Source organism: Kribbella sp. NPDC051587 (genome assembly GCF_044453945.1).
Classification (GTDB): domain Bacteria; phylum Actinomycetota; class Actinomycetes; order Propionibacteriales; family Kribbellaceae; genus Kribbella.
On record NZ_JBITDE010000002.1, the window covers coordinates 650,004 to 669,709 of the forward strand.

The 19,706-nt window shown below is 68.2% G+C and carries 21 protein-coding genes and 1 pseudogene; 14 read left to right on the forward strand and 8 right to left on the reverse strand.

Translation table 11 applies throughout. The features are described from left to right. Positions 1-80: 80 nt before the first annotated feature. Complete coding sequence (locus tag ACIA49_RS09335) at positions 81-1,028, forward strand: NADH-quinone oxidoreductase subunit H (RefSeq protein ID WP_396376638.1); 948 nt, start codon at positions 81-83, stop codon at positions 1,026-1,028. 16 nt (positions 1,029-1,044) lie between these two features. On the opposite strand, the gene ACIA49_RS09340 is transcribed toward ACIA49_RS09335, so the two are convergent. Then, on the reverse strand, positions 1,045-1,950 hold the full coding sequence (locus ACIA49_RS09340; protein WP_396376639.1) for a helix-turn-helix domain-containing protein: 906 nt from the start codon (positions 1,948-1,950) through the stop codon (positions 1,045-1,047). 153 nt (positions 1,951-2,103) lie between these two features. Here ACIA49_RS09340 and ACIA49_RS09345 point away from each other — a divergent pair, with 153 nt between their 5' ends. The 10 genes and pseudogenes from ACIA49_RS09345 to ACIA49_RS09390 all read left to right on the forward strand — a co-directional run bounded on the left by ACIA49_RS09345 (position 2,104) and on the right by ACIA49_RS09390 (position 12,260). Further along, positions 2,104-3,615, forward strand: a complete 1,512-nt coding sequence (locus ACIA49_RS09345; protein WP_396376641.1) for an alkaline phosphatase family protein — start codon at positions 2,104-2,106, stop codon at positions 3,613-3,615. A gap of 139 nt (positions 3,616-3,754) precedes the next feature. Beyond that, complete coding sequence (locus ACIA49_RS09350) at positions 3,755-4,099, forward strand: YciI family protein (RefSeq protein WP_396376642.1); 345 nt, start codon at positions 3,755-3,757, stop codon at positions 4,097-4,099. Beyond that, on the forward strand, positions 4,096-5,292 hold the full coding sequence (locus ACIA49_RS09355; RefSeq protein ID WP_396376643.1) for an RNA polymerase sigma factor: 1,197 nt from the start codon (positions 4,096-4,098) through the stop codon (positions 5,290-5,292). The genes ACIA49_RS09350 and ACIA49_RS09355 overlap by 4 nt, the downstream gene beginning before the upstream one ends. A 70-nt stretch (positions 5,293-5,362) precedes the next feature. Beyond that, complete coding sequence (locus ACIA49_RS09360; protein WP_396376644.1) at positions 5,363-6,121, forward strand: methylenetetrahydrofolate reductase; 759 nt, start codon at positions 5,363-5,365, stop codon at positions 6,119-6,121. A gap of 211 nt (positions 6,122-6,332) precedes the next feature. Next, positions 6,333-6,548: pseudogene (locus ACIA49_RS09365) on the forward strand (4Fe-4S binding protein); the annotation flags it as partial. A 152-nt stretch (positions 6,549-6,700) separates the two neighbouring features. Continuing rightward, complete coding sequence (locus ACIA49_RS09370; RefSeq protein ID WP_396376645.1) at positions 6,701-7,195, forward strand: NADH-quinone oxidoreductase subunit J; 495 nt, start codon at positions 6,701-6,703, stop codon at positions 7,193-7,195. 1 nt (position 7,196) lies between these two features. Next, entirely contained in the window at positions 7,197-7,520 is a 324-nt protein-coding gene (nuoK, locus tag ACIA49_RS09375) for an NADH-quinone oxidoreductase subunit NuoK (RefSeq protein WP_391541274.1), read from the forward strand. Beyond that, positions 7,517-9,283 carry an NADH-quinone oxidoreductase subunit L gene (locus ACIA49_RS09380; RefSeq protein WP_396376648.1) on the forward strand — a complete coding sequence of 589 codons (1,767 nt, stop codon included), beginning with the start codon at positions 7,517-7,519 and terminating at the stop codon, positions 9,281-9,283. The genes nuoK and ACIA49_RS09380 overlap by 4 nt, the downstream gene beginning before the upstream one ends. After that, positions 9,280-10,812, forward strand: a complete 1,533-nt coding sequence (locus ACIA49_RS09385; RefSeq protein ID WP_396376650.1) for a NuoM family protein — start codon at positions 9,280-9,282, stop codon at positions 10,810-10,812. The genes ACIA49_RS09380 and ACIA49_RS09385 overlap by 4 nt, the downstream gene beginning before the upstream one ends. Then, positions 10,809-12,260, forward strand: a complete 1,452-nt coding sequence (locus tag ACIA49_RS09390) for an NADH-quinone oxidoreductase subunit N (RefSeq protein WP_396376651.1) — start codon at positions 10,809-10,811, stop codon at positions 12,258-12,260. Before ACIA49_RS09385 ends, ACIA49_RS09390 begins: the two co-directional genes overlap by 4 nt. On the opposite strand, the gene ACIA49_RS09395 is transcribed toward ACIA49_RS09390, so the two are convergent. Next, positions 12,257-12,613 carry a DUF3224 domain-containing protein gene (locus ACIA49_RS09395; protein WP_396376653.1) on the reverse strand — a complete coding sequence of 119 codons (357 nt, stop codon included), beginning with the start codon at positions 12,611-12,613 and terminating at the stop codon, positions 12,257-12,259. The genes ACIA49_RS09390 and ACIA49_RS09395 overlap by 4 nt on opposite strands. Before the next feature lie 53 nt (positions 12,614-12,666). Further along, on the reverse strand, positions 12,667-13,521 hold the full coding sequence (locus ACIA49_RS09400; protein ID WP_396376654.1) for an arylamine N-acetyltransferase: 855 nt from the start codon (positions 13,519-13,521) through the stop codon (positions 12,667-12,669). A gap of 66 nt (positions 13,522-13,587) precedes the next feature. Here ACIA49_RS09400 and ACIA49_RS09405 point away from each other — a divergent pair, with 66 nt between their 5' ends. Next, positions 13,588-14,595: a lactonase family protein gene (locus ACIA49_RS09405; protein ID WP_396376655.1), complete on the forward strand. Its 1,008-nt coding sequence runs from the start codon at positions 13,588-13,590 to the stop codon at positions 14,593-14,595. On the opposite strand, the gene ACIA49_RS09410 is transcribed toward ACIA49_RS09405, so the two are convergent. Genes ACIA49_RS09410 through ACIA49_RS09420 form a run of 3 tightly spaced genes read right to left on the reverse strand, consistent with a single transcriptional unit; the run spans position 14,592 to position 16,358 of the window. Then, positions 14,592-15,179: a SecDF P1 head subdomain-containing protein gene (locus ACIA49_RS09410; protein WP_396376656.1), complete on the reverse strand. Its 588-nt coding sequence runs from the start codon at positions 15,177-15,179 to the stop codon at positions 14,592-14,594. The genes ACIA49_RS09405 and ACIA49_RS09410 overlap by 4 nt on opposite strands. A gap of 37 nt (positions 15,180-15,216) precedes the next feature. Beyond that, positions 15,217-15,501 (reverse strand): hypothetical protein, encoded by a 285-nt coding sequence (locus ACIA49_RS09415; RefSeq protein ID WP_396376657.1) that lies wholly within the window; start codon positions 15,499-15,501, stop codon positions 15,217-15,219. Further along, on the reverse strand, positions 15,498-16,358 hold the full coding sequence (locus ACIA49_RS09420; protein WP_396376659.1) for a phytanoyl-CoA dioxygenase family protein: 861 nt from the start codon (positions 16,356-16,358) through the stop codon (positions 15,498-15,500). Before ACIA49_RS09420 ends, ACIA49_RS09415 begins: the two co-directional genes overlap by 4 nt. 100 nt (positions 16,359-16,458) lie before the next feature. On the opposite strand from ACIA49_RS09420, the gene ACIA49_RS09425 reads away from it, so the two are divergent. Further along, on the forward strand, positions 16,459-17,244 hold the full coding sequence (locus ACIA49_RS09425) for a helix-turn-helix domain-containing protein (protein WP_396376660.1): 786 nt from the start codon (positions 16,459-16,461) through the stop codon (positions 17,242-17,244). 10 nt (positions 17,245-17,254) lie between these two features. Then, positions 17,255-17,971, forward strand: a complete 717-nt coding sequence (locus ACIA49_RS09430) for a hypothetical protein (RefSeq protein WP_396376661.1) — start codon at positions 17,255-17,257, stop codon at positions 17,969-17,971. Positions 17,972-18,141: 170 nt separating this feature from the next. On the opposite strand, the gene ACIA49_RS09435 is transcribed toward ACIA49_RS09430, so the two are convergent. Both ACIA49_RS09435 and ACIA49_RS09440 read right to left on the reverse strand, forming a co-directional pair. Then, positions 18,142-18,729 carry a hypothetical protein gene (locus tag ACIA49_RS09435; RefSeq protein ID WP_396376662.1) on the reverse strand — a complete coding sequence of 196 codons (588 nt, stop codon included), beginning with the start codon at positions 18,727-18,729 and terminating at the stop codon, positions 18,142-18,144. Further along, complete coding sequence (locus tag ACIA49_RS09440; RefSeq protein WP_396376664.1) at positions 18,730-19,665, reverse strand: phosphotransferase enzyme family protein; 936 nt, start codon at positions 19,663-19,665, stop codon at positions 18,730-18,732. Positions 19,666-19,706 lie beyond the last annotated feature (41 nt).

The window sequence follows — 19,706 nt, forward strand, 5'->3', positions numbered from 1 at the left end:
CGGGGTGGTCCGCCGGGAAGGTTGCATCGCTCGACCTCGACGGTGGGTCAGGTCGAGCAGGAGTCGATAGGGTGACGGTCATGCTGGAGTTCGTGGTGCGGGTGGTCGGCGTGATCGTCGCCTTCCTGGTGGCGCCGCTGGTGGTCGGTCAGGCCGAGCACAAGGTGATGGCGCACATGCAGTCACGGCTCGGCCCGATGTACGCCGGCGGGTTTCACGGCTGGGCGCAACTGGTCGCCGACGGGGTGAAGTTCGTCCAGAAGGAGAGCGTCGTACCGGCCGCGGCGGATCGGCGGATCTTCGAGTGGGCGCCGTTCGTCGCGATCCTGCCGTACATGGCCGCGCTGGCCGCGATCCCGATCGCGCCCGGCATCGTCGGCGCGGACCTCGACTCCGGGCTGTTCTTCGTGCTCGCGGTGATGAGCGTCGGCGTGCTCGGTTCGCTGATGGCCGGCTGGGCCAGCGGCAACAAGTACAGCCTGCTCGGCGGCCTGCGGGTCGCGGCGCAGCTGATGAGCTACGAGCTCCCGTTCGTGCTGTCCGCGGCCAGCGTCGCGGTCGCCGCCGGCTCGCTCAGCCTGACCGGGATCGCCGACGCCTGGAACCCCTGGTGGTTGCTCTGGCAGCTCCCCGGCCTGGTCGTCTTCTTCATCGCCGGCCTCGCCGAGCTGCAGCGCCCGCCCTTCGACATGCCGGTCGCCGACTCCGAGGTCATCTTCGGCCCCTACACCGAGTACACCGGCCTCCGCTTCGCCCTCTTCCTGCTCGCCGAGTACGCCGGAATCGTCATCCTCTCCGCGTTAACCGCCGTCCTGTTCCTCGGCGCCTGGTCCGGTCCCGGTCCCGACTCGATCGGCTGGATCTGGACCATCCTGAAGACCGCCGTAGTCGCCTTCGTCGTGATCTGGGTCCGCGTCTCGTTCCCCCGCATGCGCGCCGACCAGCTCCAAAAGCTCGCCTGGCAGGGCCTCGTCCCGGTGGCACTCATCCAGCTCGCGCTCACCGGCATCGGCGTCGTCTTGACCTAGACCGCACTCCAGCAGATCAGGACCTGGCGAGGAACGGCGCGGGGTCGCCGTACCCGAGATCGGTCATGCCTGCCTTCTGGAACGCGTCGACGACCAGCAGCCGCCGTACTGCGGCGAAGGTGAGCACGTGGGCGATCATGCTTCCGTAGCTGGACACGGTGGGTGGTGCGCAGGTCGAGTCGACGAAGGTTTCGTCGAAGGTGTTCTCGGCGCTGACCCGGCGGACCAGGTCGAGGAACCGTGGGCCGGCCACCTCGTAGCGATCGCGCAACTGGCCGAGAGAGACGGCGCGGCCGCTCTCCGGGAACTCGAACGGTTCAGCGGCCACGGCGGCCAGCCACATCTCGAGTTGCCAGACCATGCGGTCCAGCATTCGCCGCGGCGTGATCGGCGGCTCGTCCAGATCGGGTGCGGGGATCGCGCCGTCGAGGACCTCGGGGGAGATGTCGCGGGCGCGGTCGATCAGTTCGCCGAGCAGACTCACGTGGTGATCGGCGAGACCGGTGACGATGTCCATGCTGGTGACCTTTCGTCGGGCCGGCAGGCGGAGGCCGGCCGGTGGATGGAAATGGACGCCGCTCGGGGCATCGAGGAAGAACGGGTGCGTCGGCTGCCGGCGCCACTGTTTCGGCGTCGTCCCGTACGACCGGGAGAAGGCCCGCGTGAACGCCTCGTGCGAGCCGAACCCGGCATCGACCGCGATGTCGAGAATGCCGCGATCGGTACCGGCCAGCTGGTACGCCGCCCGCTCCAGCAGCAACCGCCGTCGGAGAGCGATCGGTGTCTCGCCCGCCACGGCTGTCGCGATCCGGTCGCAGTGGAACCGCGACAGATGTAACCGCCGAGCCAGTTCGGCCCCGGAAGCGGACGGGTCGTCGAGGCTGTCGCCGACCACGTCCACCAATGCCACGAACAGATCCATACCTAGATCCTGCCGATCCGCGGCCGGCTCAGTCTTGACCGCTTTTGCTCACTGTCTTCTGAGATTCACCTCCGCGCCACTGCTGAGCCGTTGATCTCGCGCGCGCTCTTTGATTTATTGGTCCGGACCAATAAACTGCCCCCGGAGGAGCCCGTGAACCGCCCCCTCGCCATCACAGCTTTGGCCATCGCAGCCGCGACCAGTCTGCTCGCCGTCCCCGCCTTCGGTACGGCGGACGCCCCTGCCGCCCGTCCGCAGAAGGTGCTGGTGATCGGCATCGACGGTGCGATGCTGAGCAAGATCCAGGCCTTCGACACCCCGGCGCTGAAGAGCCTGATCAGCTCCGGCTCGGCCGCAAAGACCTCCTTGTACGCCTCGCCGTTCGCGCCGACGCTCTCCGGACCGGGGTGGGCGACCAACGCGACCGGTGTCTGGCCGGACAAGCACAAGGTGAAGAGCAACAGCTGGGGGACGGGGACGAACCTGACCCAGTACCCGGACTTCCTGACCCGGTTGGAGCGCGCCCGCCCCGAACTGTCGACGTACGCGATCGCCGACTGGACGCCGCTGACCACCAACAGCGCCGGGCAGGCGATCTTCAGTGACGCGGTGCAGAAGAAGGTCACGTACGACGGTGACGCGCTCGGATGGGCCGCCGCCGACGCGCGGATCGCGACCGAGGCTGCGGCGTACCTGAAGGACACCGGGCCGGACGCGTCCTTCGTGTACTTCGGGAACGTCGACATCGCCGGCCACAGCTGTGGCGCCGCCGGTGCCTGCTACCGCACCGCCACCGAGCAGACCGACAAACACGTCGGCACTTTGCTGGATGCGGTTCGCGCGCGGCCGACGTACGCGAATGAGGATTGGACGATCCTCGTCACCGCCGACCACGGTCACACCGAAGCCGGCGGTCACGGCGGCAGTTCGGTCCCCGAGCGGTCGTCGTTCATCATCCGCAACGGCCCCGGTACGACGCCCGGTACGCCGGCCATCGCGCCGAAGAACGTGGACCTCGCGGCGATCGTGCTGAGCCGGTTCGGCGTGACTGTCCCGGAGCTCGACGGGGTGGCGACGACGCCTGCGGATCCGTTCGACTCGCTGGTTGGTTCACTGCAGTCGCGGCTCGATGAGACCGGCGTACCGACTGACGTGAAGGGCTGGACACACAGCGCGCCGACGGGGTGGACGATCGACAACGCCGGCCTAGGCACTGGCGGTGTTCGCGAGTGGCAGGGCTGGTCGTTCACCACGGACGACTTCTGGACCCGGGCAGCTCCGGACCAGCAGCGTGAAAGCAACGTCCGGGCTCGCGGGGTCTTCGCCGTCGCCGACTCCGATGAGTGGGCGGACAAGACCCGCAGCGGTCTGTTCAACAGCAAGCTGGTCTCACCTGCGTACGACGTCAGCGGTTCCGGCAGCGCGACGGTGAGCTTCTCCTCGCACTATCTGAAGAGCGGCAACGAGACCGCCACCGTCCTCGCGTCGTTCGACGGCGGCACCCCCAAGCCGATCCTCACCTACACCGCGGACGTCATCGCCAAGCAGGAACGCCTCACCGTTCCCGTCCCTGCCGGTGCCCACACCCTCAAGCTCACCTGGTCCCTCACCAACGGCGACAACGACTGGTACTGGGCCATCGACAGCCCCCAGGTCACCTCCTGACGACAGGGCGTATACGTCTGAGACGGCGCCCGCACGATGATCCCCCGCGGGCGCCGTCGTCTACGTAGACGACTACGTCCTGTCGATCTGCGGGCATCTCGTTCGTTCAGGGGGTGAGACTAGGGAGCAGGAGGTCATGATGACGCGGTACTTGCTGAGCATTTATCAGCCGGACGGGCCGGTGCCGGAGCCGGCGGCGCTGGCGAAGATCATGGGTGAGCTGCAGGTGGTGAGCGAGGAGATGCAGGCGGCGGGCGCGTGGGTGTTCGCGGCCGGGCTGCATCCGCCGGAAACGGCGACCGTGGTGAAGGCTGCCGGCGGGGAGGTCCTGGTGACCGATGGGCCGTTCACCGAGGGGAAGGAACACCTGGGTGGGTTCACGGTGATCGAGGCCGAGGATCTCGACGCGGCGCTGCTTTGGGCGCGGAAGGTGGCCGCCGTGCTGGAGCCGTTGTCGATCGAGGTGCGGCCGTTCCAGGGATGACCATCGCCGAGGTGTTCCGGGCTGAGCACGGTCGCGCGGTGGCCGTGCTGACCCGGGTGTTCGGCGATCTCGAGATCGCCGAGGACGCCGTCCAGGACGCGTTCGCCGCGGCGGTCGAGAAGTGGCCGGAGACCGGCGTACCGCCGAGTCCGGCCGGCTGGATCATCACGACCGCGAAGAACCGGGCGATCGATCGCCTGCGCCGTGAGGACAAGCGCGACGACAAGCACGCGCAGGCGGCGCTCATCCATGCGCAGAACGAGCCCGAGGAGGTGGGAGCCGTGTACGACGAACAGTTGCGCCTGCTCTTCACCTGCTGCCACCCGGCCCTCGCGCTCAACGTCCGGGTCGCGCTCACGCTGCGGATGCTCGGCGGGCTGACCACTGCGGAGATCGCCCGAGCCTTCCTGGTACCCGAGCCGACCATGGCACAGCGTCTGGTCCGGGCGAAGACGAAGATCCGCGCGGCCGGCATCCCGTACCGGGTCCCGTACGAGGCCGACCTGCCCGAACGCGTCCGCGGCGTCCTCGCCGTCGTCTACCTGATCTTCAACGAGGGGTACGCCGCCTCATCCGGCGCAACCCTCGTGCGCGACGACCTCGCGGTCGAGGCGATCCGGCTGGGCCGGGTCCTGGTCGACCTGATGCCCGACGAACCCGAGGCGCTCGGCCTTCTCGCGCTGATGCTCCTCCAGCAATCCCGCCGCCGAACCCGCATCGACGCCGACGGCGCTCTCGTCCGCCTCGCTGACCAGGACCGCTCCCAATGGGACGCCGACCTGATCACCGAAGGCCAAGAGCTGGTACGGCGTTGCCTCCGTCGCAACCAGCCTGGTCCGTACCAACTGCAGGCCGCGATCAACGCCGTCCACAGCGACACCCCGCCGACCGACTGGACCCAGATCCTTCAGCTCTACAACCACCTGCTCACCCTCGAGCCAACCCCGATCGTCGCCCTCAACCGAGCTGTCGCCCTGGCCGAGGTCGAAGGCCCGGCCGCAGCGCTGAGCCTGGTCGACCAGCTAGACCTGACCACCTACTACCTCTTCCACGCCGTCCGCGCCGACCTCCTGGCCCGCCTCAACCGCCCCACCGAAGCCCGCGAGGCCTACACAACAGCACAAAACCTCACCGAGAACGCCGCCGAACAACGCTTCCTTGCAGCCCGCGCCGCAACTCTCCCCAGCACCTGATCGACCGGAGCCGGCGCCCACTCCCTGGAACTCCGGTTCCCGCGCCCGCTCGATCAGTAGGGTCTGCGGCATGCCGGGATTCGAACTGATCTGTGAAGTGGAGCCGCCGACGCGCCCCGACCTCAAGAAGGTGCGGCACCAGATCGGGGTGATGAGCCCGATCGCGGACGCCTTCCTGATTCCCGACAACCACATCGGCCGGGCGACCGTTTCGAGCGTCGCCGTCGCCAACGAGGTCCAGGCGATGGGCTCCCGCGGGATCGCCTGCCTGAACTCGCGCGACCGCAACCTCCTCGGGTTCCGCCGCGACCTGCTCACGGCAGCGGCGTACGGGGTGGAGCAGTTCCTGTTCGTGCATGGCGACGACCCCGCCGAGGGCGCCCGGACCAGCCAGCTCACGGTTCGCGCGATGATCGAGCAGACCCGGGCGACGTCGTACCCGGGTCTGGACCCCTTCCAGGTCGGCGCCACCACCCGGCTCCGGCCGATCCCGCGCTGGAAGGCCGAGGCCGACTTCCTGTTCGTCCAGATCAGCTACGACGTCGACGAACTCCTCCGCTGGCGCGACACCGTCGACCTGACCATCCCCGTTTATGCCGGGGTGATGGTGCTGGCCAGCGCCACCATGGCCCGCAACCTGGCCGCCCTGCCCCAGCTCACCATCCCGGACAGTTTGGTCAAGGCGGTCGACCAGGATCGCGACGCCGGCATCGACCACGCCTGCGAGCAGATCCTCCGGATCCGTGACTCGGGGGCCTTCGACGGCGTTCACCTGATACCGGTGAGCCGTTATCGTCAGGTCGCCGCCCGCCTGGAAGCAGAGCTCTGAGGGGCGTGGTCGCACCGGATCAGGGCGGAACCGACTAGTGTCCTGCTAGGACAGGATCTCGACGGGGAGGTGGAGCGTGGGCGTACCGGGTAAGGGTCTGATCGATGGGCTGAAGGTCACCGCGAAGACCTTGGGCCGTCGGTCGGTCACCGAGCAGTATCCGGACGTGCAGCCGGAGCTGCCGCCGCGGTCGCGCGGAGTGATCGCGTTGATGGAGGAGAACTGCACCTCGTGCATGTTGTGCGCGCGGGAGTGCCCGAGCTGGTGCATCTACATCGACTCGCACACCGAGACCGCGCCGTCGGTCGGTGAGCAGGCCCGCGAGCGCAGCCGGAACGTGCTGGACCGCTTCGCGATCGACTTCAGCCTCTGCATGTACTGCGGGATCTGCATCGAGGCCTGCCCGTTCGACGCGCTGTTCTGGTCGCCCGAGTTCGAGTACGCCGAGACCGAGCTGCTGAACCTCACGCACGAGAAGGACAAGCTGCGCGAGTGGATGTGGACCGTCCCGGCGCCGCAGCCGATCGACCCCGGGCCGGCGGTCACCTCCGTGGAGACTGCTGTCGTGGAGGGCAAGGCGTGACCACTGCTCTCTTCGCTGTCGCCGGTGCGGCGGCGGTGGCTGCCGCTGTGATGGTGGTGACCTCGCGCCGGATCGTGCACGCGGCCTTGTGGCTGGTCGTCACGCTCGGCGCGGTGGCAGGCTGCTTCGGGGCCCTGCATGCCGAGTTCGTCGCGCTGGTGCAGATCCTCGTGTACGTCGGCGCGATCGTCGTCCTCGTCCTGTTCGCGCTGATGCTGACCAAGGCGCCGACGAACCCGCTGCCCGATCTGACCACCGGCCGCAGCCCGTTCGCGGCGACCGTCGCGGTCGTCCTCGCGCTGCTGCTCGGTTCCGGCGTAGTGCTTGCCTTCGGCAACCAGAAGATCAAGCCCGTCCCGGCCGGTTCCGCCAACGCCCTCGGTACGTCGATCTTCACGACCTGGGTGCTGCCGTTCGAGATCCTCTCGGTGTTGCTGCTGGCCGCGCTGATCGGAGCGATCGCGTTGTCCCAGCGGAAGAAGGAGGACTGAGATGCCGCTGGTCCTCCCGCTGCTGCTGGCGGTCGTCCTGTTCTGCCTCGGCGTGTACGGCGTGCTGTCGCGCCGCAATGCGATCACCATCCTGATGTCGCTCGAGCTGATGCTGAACGCGGTGAACCTGAACCTCGTCGCGTTCGACGCCTGGCACCTCGACGGCCTGGCCACCGGTCAGACCCTCGCCGTCTTCGTGATCACGCTGGCCGCGGCGGAGATCGGGCTGGGCCTGGCGATCGTGCTGCTGCTGTTCCGCGGTCACGGTCACGTCGACGCGGACGCCGCCCGCGACCTGGTCGAGCACGAGGAGTCCCCGACGTGATCGCGACCGTCTGGCGGGTGCTCGGTGTCGGGTTCTCGCTGCTGCTCCTGCTGATCGCCGGCCTCCTGTACGGCGCCACTCCGGACCAAGCGTCGTTCCTGAACTCGCAGATCGGCGACCTGACGATCGGGTTCGCCGTCCGTACCGACGACCTGACTGTGTTGCTGCTCGCAGTCGTCGGGGTCGTCGCGACCTGCGTGCAGGTCTACTCACTCAGCTACCTGCACGAGCGCGCGGCGTCGTACCACGCGCTCGTCACGCTCTTCACCGCCGCGATGGCGACCGTGGTCGTCTCGGACAGCCTGTTCCTGCTGTTGATCGGCTGGGAGGTGATGGGCGCCTGCTCGTACCTGCTGATCAGTCACTACTGGGAGCGGCGCGAGGCGCGCTCCGGCGCGGTCAAGGCGTTCCTGATGACCCGACTTGGCGATGTCGGCTTCCTGTTCGGCATCTTCGTGCTCGGTGTCGGCGCGGGGACCTTCCGGATCTCCGAGCTCGACCCGGCCCGGATCTCGCCCGGTGTACTGACCGCCGGGACGCTGCTGCTTCTGGTCGGGGTGGTCGGCAAGTCGGCTCAGGTCCCCTTGCAGACCTGGCTTCCGGACGCGATGCCCGGCCCGAGCCCGGTCAGCGCCCTGATCCACGCGGCGACCATGGTGGCCGCCGGTGTCTTCCTGATCGCCCGCCTGTACGACGTTTTCTCGGCCTCCGCGACCACGATGACCGTGCTCGCGGTGATCTCCTGCGTGACCATGCTGTTCGCCGCGTTGTGTGCCATGGCCGCGGTCGAGGTGAAGCGGGTGCTGGCCTGGTCGACGGTCAGCCAGCTCGCGATCATGTTCTCCGCGCTGTCGCTCGGCACGCGGGAGGGGCGGCACGCCGCGCTCTTCCACCTGGTCACGCATGCGGCTTTCAAGGGTTTGCTGTTCCTCTGCGCCGGTGTGCTGCTGCACCAGGTCGGCAGCGCCGCGTTCGTGGTGCTCCGCCGGTATACGCGTCGCGGGAAACTGCGGAACACGCTGCGGGTGACCTTCCTGACGATGACGGTCGGCCTCGCGGCGTTGGCCGGCGTACCGGGGTTTGCAGGGTTCTTCTCGAAGGACACCGTGCTGGAAGCTGCCTGGGATCACGCGCATGAGGATGGTTCGGCGATCGGCTGGGTCGTGCTCGCGTGCGTCGGGCTGACGGCGGCGTTCACGGCGTTCTACTGCACCCGGCTCTGGCTCTGGGTGTTCTTCCGGACGCCGGCGCTGGCTGGGGCGATGGGTGCGTTCGAGCAGGACGACCCGATGGCAGACCTTGAGGATCCGGACACGTCCAAGCTCAAGGACGCTCCTTGGTTGATGCTCGCGCCGCTCGTGCTGCTGGCGGTGGGCGCGATCGGGCTCGGGTACGTCGACGGTCTGCACATCAACTGGGTGATCGCGCTCGGTTCGACGGTCCTCGTGCTGTTCGGCGTGCTCCCGGCGTACTCGCTCTGGTCGCGTGGCGCGGACCCGCGGCCGGCTGTGCTGGAGCGTGAGTTCGGGGTGGATCGGGTGTACCACGGGCTGTTCGTGGTGCCGGTGCGATGGCTGTCCAAGCTGAGTGTGTTGGGGGACCGCGACGTGATCGGTGCCTACGTGCGAGCCGCCGGCCGGGCCGGGACGCTGGCGTCCCAGGGGCTGCGGTTGCTGCAGACCGGCAACGTCCAGACCTATCTGACCGGAGCCGTCGTCGGTGTCGTCGCCCTCGCCATCCTGGCCGGGGTGATCGCCCGATGAACGCGATCCTGTTGAGCATCCTGGGCCTACCGCTGCTCGCCGCGCTGGCGCTCTGGGCGCTCCCGATCCAGCTCGGCGATCGGGTGGCGGCGGCGTACGGCGCGGTCGTCTCCGGGCTCGTGCTGATCGGCTCGATCCTGCTCTGGCCCATCGGCAACCAGCTGGAGGGCGAGGCACACCTCACCCTCTTCGCGAACTCGAACGTCAGCGGCCTGCGGCTCGACGCAGCCACCGACGTGCCCTGGATCCCGTCGCTGGACGTGCGCTTCCACATCGGCATCGACACGATCTCGCTGCCGCTGATCATTCTGACCGCGCTGCTGACGTTCCTCTGCTGCATCTACTCGCTGCGGATCACCCCGCGGATCGGCCGGATGCGCTCGCTGATCGCGTTGCTGCTGGTGATCGAGGCGGGCGTGATCGGCGCGTTCTCGGCGATGGATCTGGTGCTGTTCTTCGTCTGCTTCGAGATCGTGCTGATCCCGATGTGGCTGATCATCGACATCTGGGGCGACGACCACGACCCGGCCGGGCGGAAGCGGGCCGCGACGACGTTCGTGCTGATGACGGTCTTCGGGTCCGCGCTGATGCTGCTCGGGTTCCTGCTCATCCACCGGCAGGCCGGGACGTTCGACATCGCCCAGCTGACCAGTACGCCGGTCCTCGGTGCGCACGGCGTACCGCTGGCTGCGGCGCTGCTGGTCGCGATCGGGCTCGCGGTGAAGGTGCCGCTGTGGCCGCTGCACATCTGGCTGCCTGACGCGCACGCGAAGGCGCCGACGGTCGGCTCGGTGATCCTGGCGGGCGTCCTGCTGAAGCTCGGGACGTACGGCCTGATCCGGATCCTGGTTCCGATCCTGCCCGACGCGACCGTGACGATCGCGCCGTACCTGGCCGGGTTCTCGACTGTCGCGATCATCGCCGGTTCGCTGGCCTGCCTCGGCCAGACCGACGTGAAGCGGCTGATCGCGTACTCCAGCGTCGGTCACATGGGCTTCGTCGGCCTCGGCATCGCATCGCTCTCGGACGCCGGGATGAAGGGCGCGCTGTTCGCGAACATCGCCCACGGCATCATCACCGGCCTGTTGTTCTTCCTGGCCGGCGCGATCAAGGACCGCCACGACACCAGCGACCTGCGCACGATCGGCCGGGCCCTGTACGCACGGTTGCCGCGGATCGGGGCATTGCTCACCTTCGCCTGCCTGGCCTCACTCGGGTTGCCGGGGCTGGCCGGGTTCTGGGGCGAGATGCTGGTCCTGCTCGGTGCGTACGACCCGGCGGCCTCGTTGCCGCGGGCAACCTACTTGGTCTTCATGGCGGTCGCCGGCATCGGGACGGTGCTGACCGCGGCCTACTTCCTGCGGCTGGTCCGCAACCTCTGCCAAGGCGATCCTGCTGAGAACCCGGCGAGTGCGTTCGCCGTGGATCTGAGCCGGATCGAGCTGATCACCTGGACGCCGCTGGTCGTGCTGACAGTGCTGCTCGGGGTCTGGCCCGGTCTGCTTCTGCACCAGTGGGGGAGCCTGTGACGCTCACGTGGACCGACTGGCAGGCGCTCGCCGTACCGCTGGTGCTGGCGATCGGCGCGGTCGCCGTACTGCTCATCGACGCGTTCTGGCGCAGTGCTTCGGCACAGCTCCGGCATACCGTCGTCAGTTTGCTGACCGGTGTGGTGATCCTGTTCGGGCTGGTGTTCGTTTGGGCGCAACGCGACGACTTCAAGCCGGCCTTCTGCCGTCCGGTGGTCGAGGGCCCGGCTGAGTGCAGTCTGGTGTTCGAGCCGCTGACTGCCGGGTTGTGGGGAGTGCTGCTGATCGGCGGACTCGGGGTCGTCGGACTCTCGGCGTACCGGCTGTTGTCCTCGGACATCCCCATCGGTGAGTACCACTTCCTGCTGCTCAGCGCACTGGTCGGCGCGACCACGCTGGCCGGGGCGCGCGACCTGGCGACGGTGGTGATCGGGCTCGAGGTCGTCTCGCTGCCGAGCTTCGCGTTGGTTGCGTTGAGGCGTGATCGACGCGGGTCCGAGGCGGCGCTGAAGGCGTTCCTGGTCTCCGTGTTGTCGACCGCGGTGATGCTGTTCGGCATCTCCTACCTGTACGGCGTGACCGGGTCGCTGCACCTGACCACGATCGCGAACCGGCTGAGCGGGCTCGACCCTGAGATGCGGCGGGTCGCGTTTGCGGCCGGGCTGTTCGTGGTCGTCGGGTTCGCGTTCAAGATCGCGGCGGTGCCGTTCCACGCCTGGCTCCCGGACACGTACGTCGGTGCGCCGATCGAGGTGACGGCCTTCCTGGCGGTGGTGTCGAAGTCGGCCGGGGTCGCCGGACTGCTCGTCCTCGTGGTGACCGGGATCGCGCCGGCCGGGTCGGACCTGCAGTTGGTGATCGCGATCCTCGCGGCCGTGACGATGACGGTCGGCAACCTGGCCGCGCTGCGGCAGCGCGAGGCCGTGCGGCTACTCGCGTGGTCGTCGATCGGTCAGGTCGGCTTCCTGCTTGCCCCGCTCGCGGTGGGCGATGCTCAGGCAGTCGTCGGATACCTCGCCGCGTATGTCGTTGTGACGCTCGGTGCCTTCGGCTCGGTCGCGATCGTGCAGCGGCATCGACCGCGTGGACTGCTGACGGACTACCGCGGGATGGTTCGGTCGGAGCCCGGGCTGGCGGTCGCGTTGATCTTCTTCCTGGTCGTGCTCGCGGGTCTGCCGCCGGGTCTGGCCGGGCTGTTCACCAAGTTCGCCGCGTTCCAGGCCGTGATCGACGCACACCTCGGCTGGCTGGCGATCGTGATGGCGATCAACGTGATGATCGGCCTCGCGGTCTACCTGCGCTGGGTCGCCGAACTCTTCCTGCTCCCGGCCGACGACCCGTTCTCGGTCGACATCGAGACGCCGGCCGTCGTGATGGTCTCGCTGTTCGCCGCGGTCGCCGTGGTGGTCTCGGTGCTGCCCAGCACGCTCTTCGCGCTGGCGACCTAGTAGGTGACGGTCACGTCGTGGCCGTCCAGCTTTAGCGTGCCCACCAGGCCCGCCAGCTGTCCCGTCCCCGAGCCCGGGACGAACTCGTAGTACAGGATGCTCTCGTCGGTCATCGTGCCGAACTGCTGCAGTACGACGGTGCCGTCGCGCCCGTCGACGGTTCCCCGGAACACCTCCAGCGCCACGTAACCCGCCGTACCGGCTTGGGGGTCACCTGCCGACAACATCAGGCCGGTACTGGTACCGGCCATGCCGCCCGTCCAGTCCTTCGTGAAGTCGAAGCGACCTGTTGCCTCTAGCAACGGTTCGGCGGGCTTGAGGTCGATCGTGAACGCAGCTTTGGTCTCAGGCATGCTCCGGAGCCTAGCCGGGCCTCGGAGCCGGCGGCTTGTAAGAACGCGACAGGTCAGCCAGATGCTGCGCCAGTCTTCGCGAGGAAGTCCTTGTACTGCGTCCACACTCGGCGCCACAACGCGTCGCGTTGCGCGGCGTCGTACTGGGGGAGGGGGAGGTTGAACTCGTCGGCGAGGATGGCGAAGTAGTCGGCCGGGGTCTCGATGATGGTGGTGTCGACGTGGTCGGCGAAGGTCTCCATGCGGCCGACCGAACGCAGTACGACGATCGAGGCGGGCTTGCGGCGGAAGGCGGACGCCGTACGGCGGAACGGGGACTCCGGATTGGTGGAGAGCTCGGTGTGCTTCGCGGTGAAGGCGTCGAGTGTGACCGGGGCGTCCTCGAAGTCCATGCCGATCAGGCTGGCGCGGGGATCGTGGTCAAGACGCCAACCGGCGGTCTTCTCGGAGCGGCGAAGGTGCAGGTCGAAGGGGGCCTGGTGGGTGGTCCCGACCTCCAGCGGGATCGGGCTCCTGAGGCCATCGCCGAGGCCGGCGTCCACCACCCAGAAGCGCTCCGGATCCTCGGCCAGGCCGCGCACGGTGAGGACCAGGTGGCTTGCGTCGACCTCGCCGTCCCGGTTGACGGTCTGGACGCCACCGCGGTGCATGCGGACCTCGTAGCCGAGCTCGGTGAGCAGTAGGCCGAGGACGCCGTTCAGCTGGAAGCAGTAGCCGCCGGCCTCGCGGTCGATGATCCGGCGAGCGGTCTCTTCGAGATCGAGCGGCGTACCGGGTTGCAGTTGGTACTGGATCGACTCGTAGGGCACCTGGTCGACGTAGGCCTCGTGGATGCGTGACAACGCGTCGACGCTGGGCTTCTCGCCGGGTTCGACGCCGATCCGGCGGAGGAGGGCTTCGGTGTGCACAAGATCGAGGTTATGTCAGTGGACACCGGAGTGCCGGACGCGGAGTGACCTGGCAGGGTAGGGGTTATGACCTCTGAGCGGATCTATGTCGGCAGCTACACCAATCAGCCCGGTGGCGGCGAGGGGATCGGGTTCGGTTCGCTGGACGGGATCGCGGTGGCGGCGACGACCGCCGACCCGTCGTTCCTGGTCCGGTCCGCCGACGGCCGGTTTCTCTATGCGACCAACGAGGAGGAGACCGGCCGGGTCAGCGCGTTCGCGATCCAGGCCGACGGTGGGCTGGAGTTCCTGAACGACCAGCCGACCGAGGGCCTGCACCCGTGCCACCTCGGCATCGACCCGACCGGCAAGTACCTGCTGTCGGCCAACTACAGCTCCGGTTCGATCGCGATCCACCCGATCGGTGACGACGGCTCACTCGGTACGGCGACGCAGATCCTGCAGCGCGAGGGCACCGGCCCGAACCCAGATCGCCAGGAGGGTCCGCACGCACACCAGGTCGTCTTCTTCGGCGACTTCGTCTTCGACGTCGACCTCGGTACGGACACCGTATACACCTCGACGCTGACCGGGGCCGGCCGCCTCGAAGCGGTTGACCTGCTGCGCGTCCACCCCGGCGCCGGTCCGCGACACCTCGTGTTCCACCCGGGCGGCAGCGCGGCGTACGTGATCAATGAGCTGGACTCGACGCTGAGCGTCTGCAGCTACGACGACAGCAAGCTGCAGGTCGTGCAGACGGTCTCCACGCGACCGGCGGACTCGCCGGGGGAGAGCTTCCCGGCCGAGCTCCTGATCTCCGCCGACGGCCGTTTCCTCTACGGCTCGAACCGTGGCGACGACACCATCGCCGTCTTCGCCGTCGCTGCGGACGCGTTGTCGGTCGAGCTCGTGCAGACCATCGACTCCGGTGGCAACTGGCCGCGCCACCTCGCGTTCAGCCTCGACGGGACCCGCCTGTACGCCGCCAACGAGCGCTCGGACACGATTGCGACGTACACGGTCGTGGACGGTCTTCTGGAGGCGGTTGGCGATCCGACGAGCTGGCCGAAGCCGGTCTGCGTCCTGCCGGTCTAACCCGTGATGTCGGCGGCCAGTTTCTTCGCCGAGTCGCTGGTGAAGTTGCCGGTGATCTGCACCTGGCCGCCGCTGATCACGCCGTTCACCATCGGCGCGGACACGACCTGATCGTTGACCACGATCGCGAGCTGATTGGCTGGCTCCTGCTGCTTCACCAGGTCAGCGGTCAGGGTGGCGAACGTTGTGGTGCCTTGAGCATCGAGGGTCAGGTTGACGACCCAGCCCACACCCTGGCTGTTGACGACGGCCTGCACCTCGGTGACGTGCGTGCCGTCCAGCTCGACCTTGCCGAGCGTGTACCGCGTTCCGTCCGAGCTGCACCGCACGTTGGCCGTGGTCGGTGCCTTGGTGCAGGCGTTCGGCTCCACCTTCACCACCCGCCGGAACTGCAGTGTGCCGGCCGCCGCGTGCTTCGGCTCGGACGGATCGTTCGCCGTACCGTTCGGGCCTTTGAGCACGATCAGGACGATCCCCACCACTGCCACGACCAGCACGACCACCAGGACCAGGAACAACACCACTGGCCCACGGCTGCGCTTGGTGGGCACTCCGAGCTGCGGGGGCGGGTATGACTGAGCCATGGCACCGGATGCTAGCGGGTGCCATGGCTCAGATTGCTCAGACGAGCTTCTCGAAGAAGAACTCGTGCTTGAGGAACGAGACGTCGTACTCGTGCCCCGGCTGCGGCGGCAGCAGCTGTGCTGCCTGGAACAGCCGCCAGCCGTCCTTCAACGCATCCAGCCCGGTCGCGTACGGCGGTACGTCGCTGTCCCCCGTGGTCGGAGACGTCTCGCCTGTTCCGTCGTACGTCGACCAGCCGACCACGCGGGCGTCCAGCGCGGAGGAGGCGAGGTACAGCACCAGCACCTGCTGCCTCAGGGTCTGCTGAGCAGTCGTGGTCATGCGATCACCTTCTTGGCGTGGGGGTTGACGCTGCGCTGGGAGACCACGCGCTGCGGACGGTTCGACACCCGGGTCACCCAGAAGTCCGGGTCGAAGGTGTCGTCACCGGTGAGCGCCTGCCAGAGCTTGACGCGGTTGTAGATCTCCAGCCGGCCAGTGGCGTTCTCGTACCACGGGAACGACTGGCTCAGCTCGCGCGCCACCTCCTCGTCGTACAGGTCCTCGAGGTTCCAGAGGCGGACCTGGCGCACGGTGGGGTTGAAGCGGATCTTGAACATGTACCGGTCGATCGCACTGTCGTTCTTGCGGCCGCCGTGCCAGATGCCGTGGTGCAGGAACTGGACGGTGCCGGCCGGGCAGACCAGTCTGGTCTGGCCGAGCAGGTTCTGGTACCTGCCGGTGTCGGACTCGTTGGTACGGCGCAGGTGGCTGCCGGGGACGCTCAGCGTGCCGCCCATCTCCAGCGTGACGTCCTGCGGGTAGTACATGAGCTGGACGTCGAAGGCGTCCTCGCGGACGTCGATGATCGCGTCACCGTGCAGGTTCTGCGCCTCACCCTCGTTGGCGCGGCGGATGTGCACGGCGTGGTGGTCGACCGTCGGCTCCGGACCGACCAGGCTGTGGATCGCCCCGGCCACCTCCGGCAGTTGCACCAGCCGCTGGACGAATTCGCTGTCCACGAACGCCTCCGACAGCGGGGTGCCGTACGGGACGCCGGGGATGCCGTTGTCGAGGACCTCGATCGCCTGCCGGTTCATCTCGTCGGGCACGACGGCGTCCATCCGGAGCGCCCCCGTCGCCACGAAATGCGCCATCTGAACCGAGCTGAGCAGGTTCTTCTGATGCGGATGAGGCATGGTTCTCCCTCTCGGGGTGGTGGTTGCTACTCCACAACGCTAGGTCCCCTGTTCGTGCTGGCGCGTGGGTTGTGATCACCACTGGTGGTAATTTTTCACCATGATCGCGTTGCCATTAGCCGCGCCGCCGGAGGTTGTCAACGTCGGGTCGGGGATCCACGGCACCCGATCGCTGCGCGACGTCTTCCAGCTCCCGGACCTCTGGCAGCTCCACCTCTACACCTACTCCTGCGACCTCACCGTCGCCGGTACGACGTACGCGGTGGCGCCGGGCTACGTGTCACTCACCCCAGCCGGGGCTCCGGTGCAGTTCGACTACCGCGGTCGGTCCGAACACCTCTACGCCCACTTCCGGCCTTTGGATGTGGGCTCGCCGTCGTACGTGCCCGTCGTACAGGATGCGGGGGAGACCGCTCCGGTGCTGACCGGGTTGATGCGGTCGGCCATCGAGGCGTCCCCGTCAGGCTCTGCGCGGGTTGCTGCCGAGATCTGGACGGTGCTGTGGCGCATCGCCGACCTGGCTGCGGCCACGCCTGCTGGTGACCCCCGGCATCCAGCGGTCGCGGCGGCAACGGCGTACATCGAGGCCAACCTCAGCCAGCCTCTGAGCGTCGCCGGGGTGGCGCGGGTGGTTGGCGTCTCTCACAACCACCTCACACGCCTCTTCCAAGCCGAGACTGGCTCCACTGTGATCAGCTACCTCCGGCACCGCCGCATGAACCGGGCCCGGCACCTCCTGGTGGCGTCGACCCTGTCCATCCCCGCCGTGGCTGCCTCCGTCGGCATCCCCGACCTGCAGGCCTTCAACAAGACCTGCCACCGCGAACTCGGTGCCTCCCCACGCGCCATCCGAAATGAGATGACCACGGTCGTCGCCGGCCGCTAGCGTGCTGAAGGTGCTGATCCCCGCTGCCGACGCTCCGCAGTACGACGCCGAGGCCTCCGAGCGCTTCGCGGAGGGCTGGCCCGAGTTCATCTTCCACGACGCCGAGGCGTCGGTCTGGAACGCGCGACGAACCCAGTACTTCGCGGACTGGGAGTTCTACTTCGTGCTCGAAGACCGCCTGGCCGCCGGCTGCTGGGGAGTGACGCTCGCCTGGGACGGCGCAGTCGCCGACCTGCCCGGCGGCTATGCGGACGCGCTCGGGCGGGCAGTCACGTCGTACGAGGCAGGCGTCGTCCCGAACACCTTCGTGCTGATGGCCGCCGCCGTACTGCCCGAATTCCGCGGCGCCGCCTCAGCCCTGATCACCGCCCTCCGCGACCGAGCCGTCGCCGCCGGCCTGGGGGTGATCGCCCCGCTCCGCCCCACCTGGAAGCCCCGCTACCCCCTGACCCCCATCGAGACCTACATGGCCTGGACCCGCCCCGACGGCCTCCCCTTCGACCCCTGGCTCCGCACCCACGCCCGCCTAGGCGCCACCGTCCTAGCCCCCGCCCCCACCTCCCAAACCATCAAGGCCCCCATCGCCGACTGGGAGTCCTGGACCCACATGTCCTTCCCCTCAACCGGCCCCTACGTCATCCCCGCCGGCCTCTCCACCCTGCACATCGACCACCCCACCAACACCGGCACCTACGTCGAACCCAACATCTGGGTCCGCCACGCCTAACCCCGCACCCAAGCACACGTACTAGTCGCCCCTCCGACTTCCCCGCCCCCACCCAACGTCCGAAGGATCGGAGAGCCCGTCTCCGGCTTTTCGGACGTTAGCTTCGCCGGGTACGCAACGTCCGAAGGATCGGAGGGCCCGTCTCCGGGTTTTCGGACGTTGGCGTCGTGCTACTCCTCGTCGTCGTCCTCGGCCGGTCGCCGCCGTGCGCCTTCGGGCGTGAACAACAGCGACTCGACGAACTGTCCGCCACACCGTCCCGCCAGCAACACCCTCGTCGTTCCCGGTGTGGAACCACACGATCGGCTCACCCGGCGTCCGTATCCGAGCGATTGGTCGCCGATCCCGCCAATCCGCACCGACGGCTCTCCGAAGCGAGCGAGCACGTCGGCCCGGGTCCGATCGACTGCACACCAGGTGGCGAGCTCGCTGTGGAGGTCGCCGTACTCGTCGCTCGTCAGCACCCGGTCAAGCGTCAGCCACCCGTGTTCACGCGCGTAGTCGGCATACACCGAAGCCGCCGCACGCTGTTCGGTCTCCGGCATCAACTGCCTGACCGCCCCACTGACCCCGATCGACGACCAAGCGCCCCGCTCCGCCAACGCGTCGCTCCACTCGTCGTCTGTCTCCATCACGTACGTGACGTTGGACATGGCGTAGTGGAGGCCGACCTCACCCGGCCCGTACAACGCCGGCCTCCGGATAGCACCGTTCAGCACCTCGATGAAGTGCTGCTGGATCTGCTCAACGGTCAGCACCTACTGCACCGCCAACGCGGCGAGGCCGGTGGTGAGGATGCCGCGGGTGATGGCGACGCACTTCTCCCGGTCCGGACCGGTGAGCGCCTGGTGCGACCAGCCCACCACGTCTTCGCGGGCCCGGACGTGCCGGTAGTAGCGGACCGCCTCGTCGTCGATCACGTGCTGACCGTAGCCGCTCAGGAATGCCTCGACCTGCTCCGCGTTCGTCGTACCGACGTCGCTCATCCCGCCGAGCATGAACATCAGATCCTGCTCACGAGGAGCCAGGATCACGTCGTCCCAGTCGATCAGATGCAGCTGCCCCTTCGCGACCAGCACGTTCCCCAGGTGCGGATCGCCGTGGCAGACCACCCGCTGCCCCTCAGGCGCTGGCGGATCCCCAGCCAGCAGCACGTCAATCGTCTCCGCAAACTGCCCCCAGAGCGCCGCCAGCTCCGCCTCAACCTCATCCTGAGGCGCTCGCAGCCGCTCCCGCACCTCAGCCGCCAGCCCCGGCACCCGAGCATCGATATGGCTCTCCCGCGGCAGCGCGTCCCGCAACCGCACCGGCGGTTCCGCGTCATGCACGCGCCGCAGCAGTACGCCGTACTGGCTCCACTGCTCGACCGTCAGCCCAACCTCAGCCGCCCGCGCAGCGTCGATCCACGGCGTCACCGTCAGCCGCTTCTTCTTCCCATGGAAGGTCCACAACCCGCCCTCCACCGTCCGCACCGCCTCCGGCACCCCCGGCAGCCCACAATCACCCAGGTACGCCGCCACCTGGTGCCCGGTGTTGGTCCCGGCCCCACTCCACTTCACGGCGTACCCATTGGTCGCCGTACGGGCCCTCCACACCTGCGCAGCCAGGTCCGCCCCGTGCCCCACAGGTGAGAGTTCCACCACATCCAGCCCGAAGTCGTCGTACAACCACCGCCGCAGCAACGTGTCACCCACGCCGCCCAGCATGCCCGCCCTGACCGGCCCGCGGCGACCCG

Coding starts and splice junctions, on each gene's coding strand:
- ACIA49_RS09405 (WP_396376655.1), top strand. CDS start 13,588: ATGACCTCTGAGCGGATCTATGTCGGCAGCTACACCAATCAGCCCGGT.
- ACIA49_RS09420 (WP_396376659.1), bottom strand. CDS start 16,358: ATGCCTCATCCGCATCAGAAGAACCTGCTCAGCTCGGTTCAGATGGCG.
- ACIA49_RS09425 (WP_396376660.1), top strand. CDS start 16,459: ATGATCGCGTTGCCATTAGCCGCGCCGCCGGAGGTTGTCAACGTCGGG.
- ACIA49_RS09410 (WP_396376656.1), bottom strand. CDS start 15,179: ATGGCTCAGTCATACCCGCCCCCGCAGCTCGGAGTGCCCACCAAGCGC.
- nuoK (WP_391541274.1), top strand. CDS start 7,197: ATGCCGCTGGTCCTCCCGCTGCTGCTGGCGGTCGTCCTGTTCTGCCTC.
- ACIA49_RS09360 (WP_396376644.1), top strand. CDS start 5,363: ATGCCGGGATTCGAACTGATCTGTGAAGTGGAGCCGCCGACGCGCCCC.
- ACIA49_RS09415 (WP_396376657.1), bottom strand. CDS start 15,501: ATGACCACGACTGCTCAGCAGACCCTGAGGCAGCAGGTGCTGGTGCTG.
- ACIA49_RS09355 (WP_396376643.1), top strand. CDS start 4,096: ATGACCATCGCCGAGGTGTTCCGGGCTGAGCACGGTCGCGCGGTGGCC.
- ACIA49_RS09335 (WP_396376638.1), top strand. CDS start 81: ATGCTGGAGTTCGTGGTGCGGGTGGTCGGCGTGATCGTCGCCTTCCTG.
- ACIA49_RS09385 (WP_396376650.1), top strand. CDS start 9,280: ATGAACGCGATCCTGTTGAGCATCCTGGGCCTACCGCTGCTCGCCGCG.
- ACIA49_RS09350 (WP_396376642.1), top strand. CDS start 3,755: ATGACGCGGTACTTGCTGAGCATTTATCAGCCGGACGGGCCGGTGCCG.
- ACIA49_RS09395 (WP_396376653.1), bottom strand. CDS start 12,613: ATGCCTGAGACCAAAGCTGCGTTCACGATCGACCTCAAGCCCGCCGAA.
- ACIA49_RS09340 (WP_396376639.1), bottom strand. CDS start 1,950: ATGGATCTGTTCGTGGCATTGGTGGACGTGGTCGGCGACAGCCTCGAC.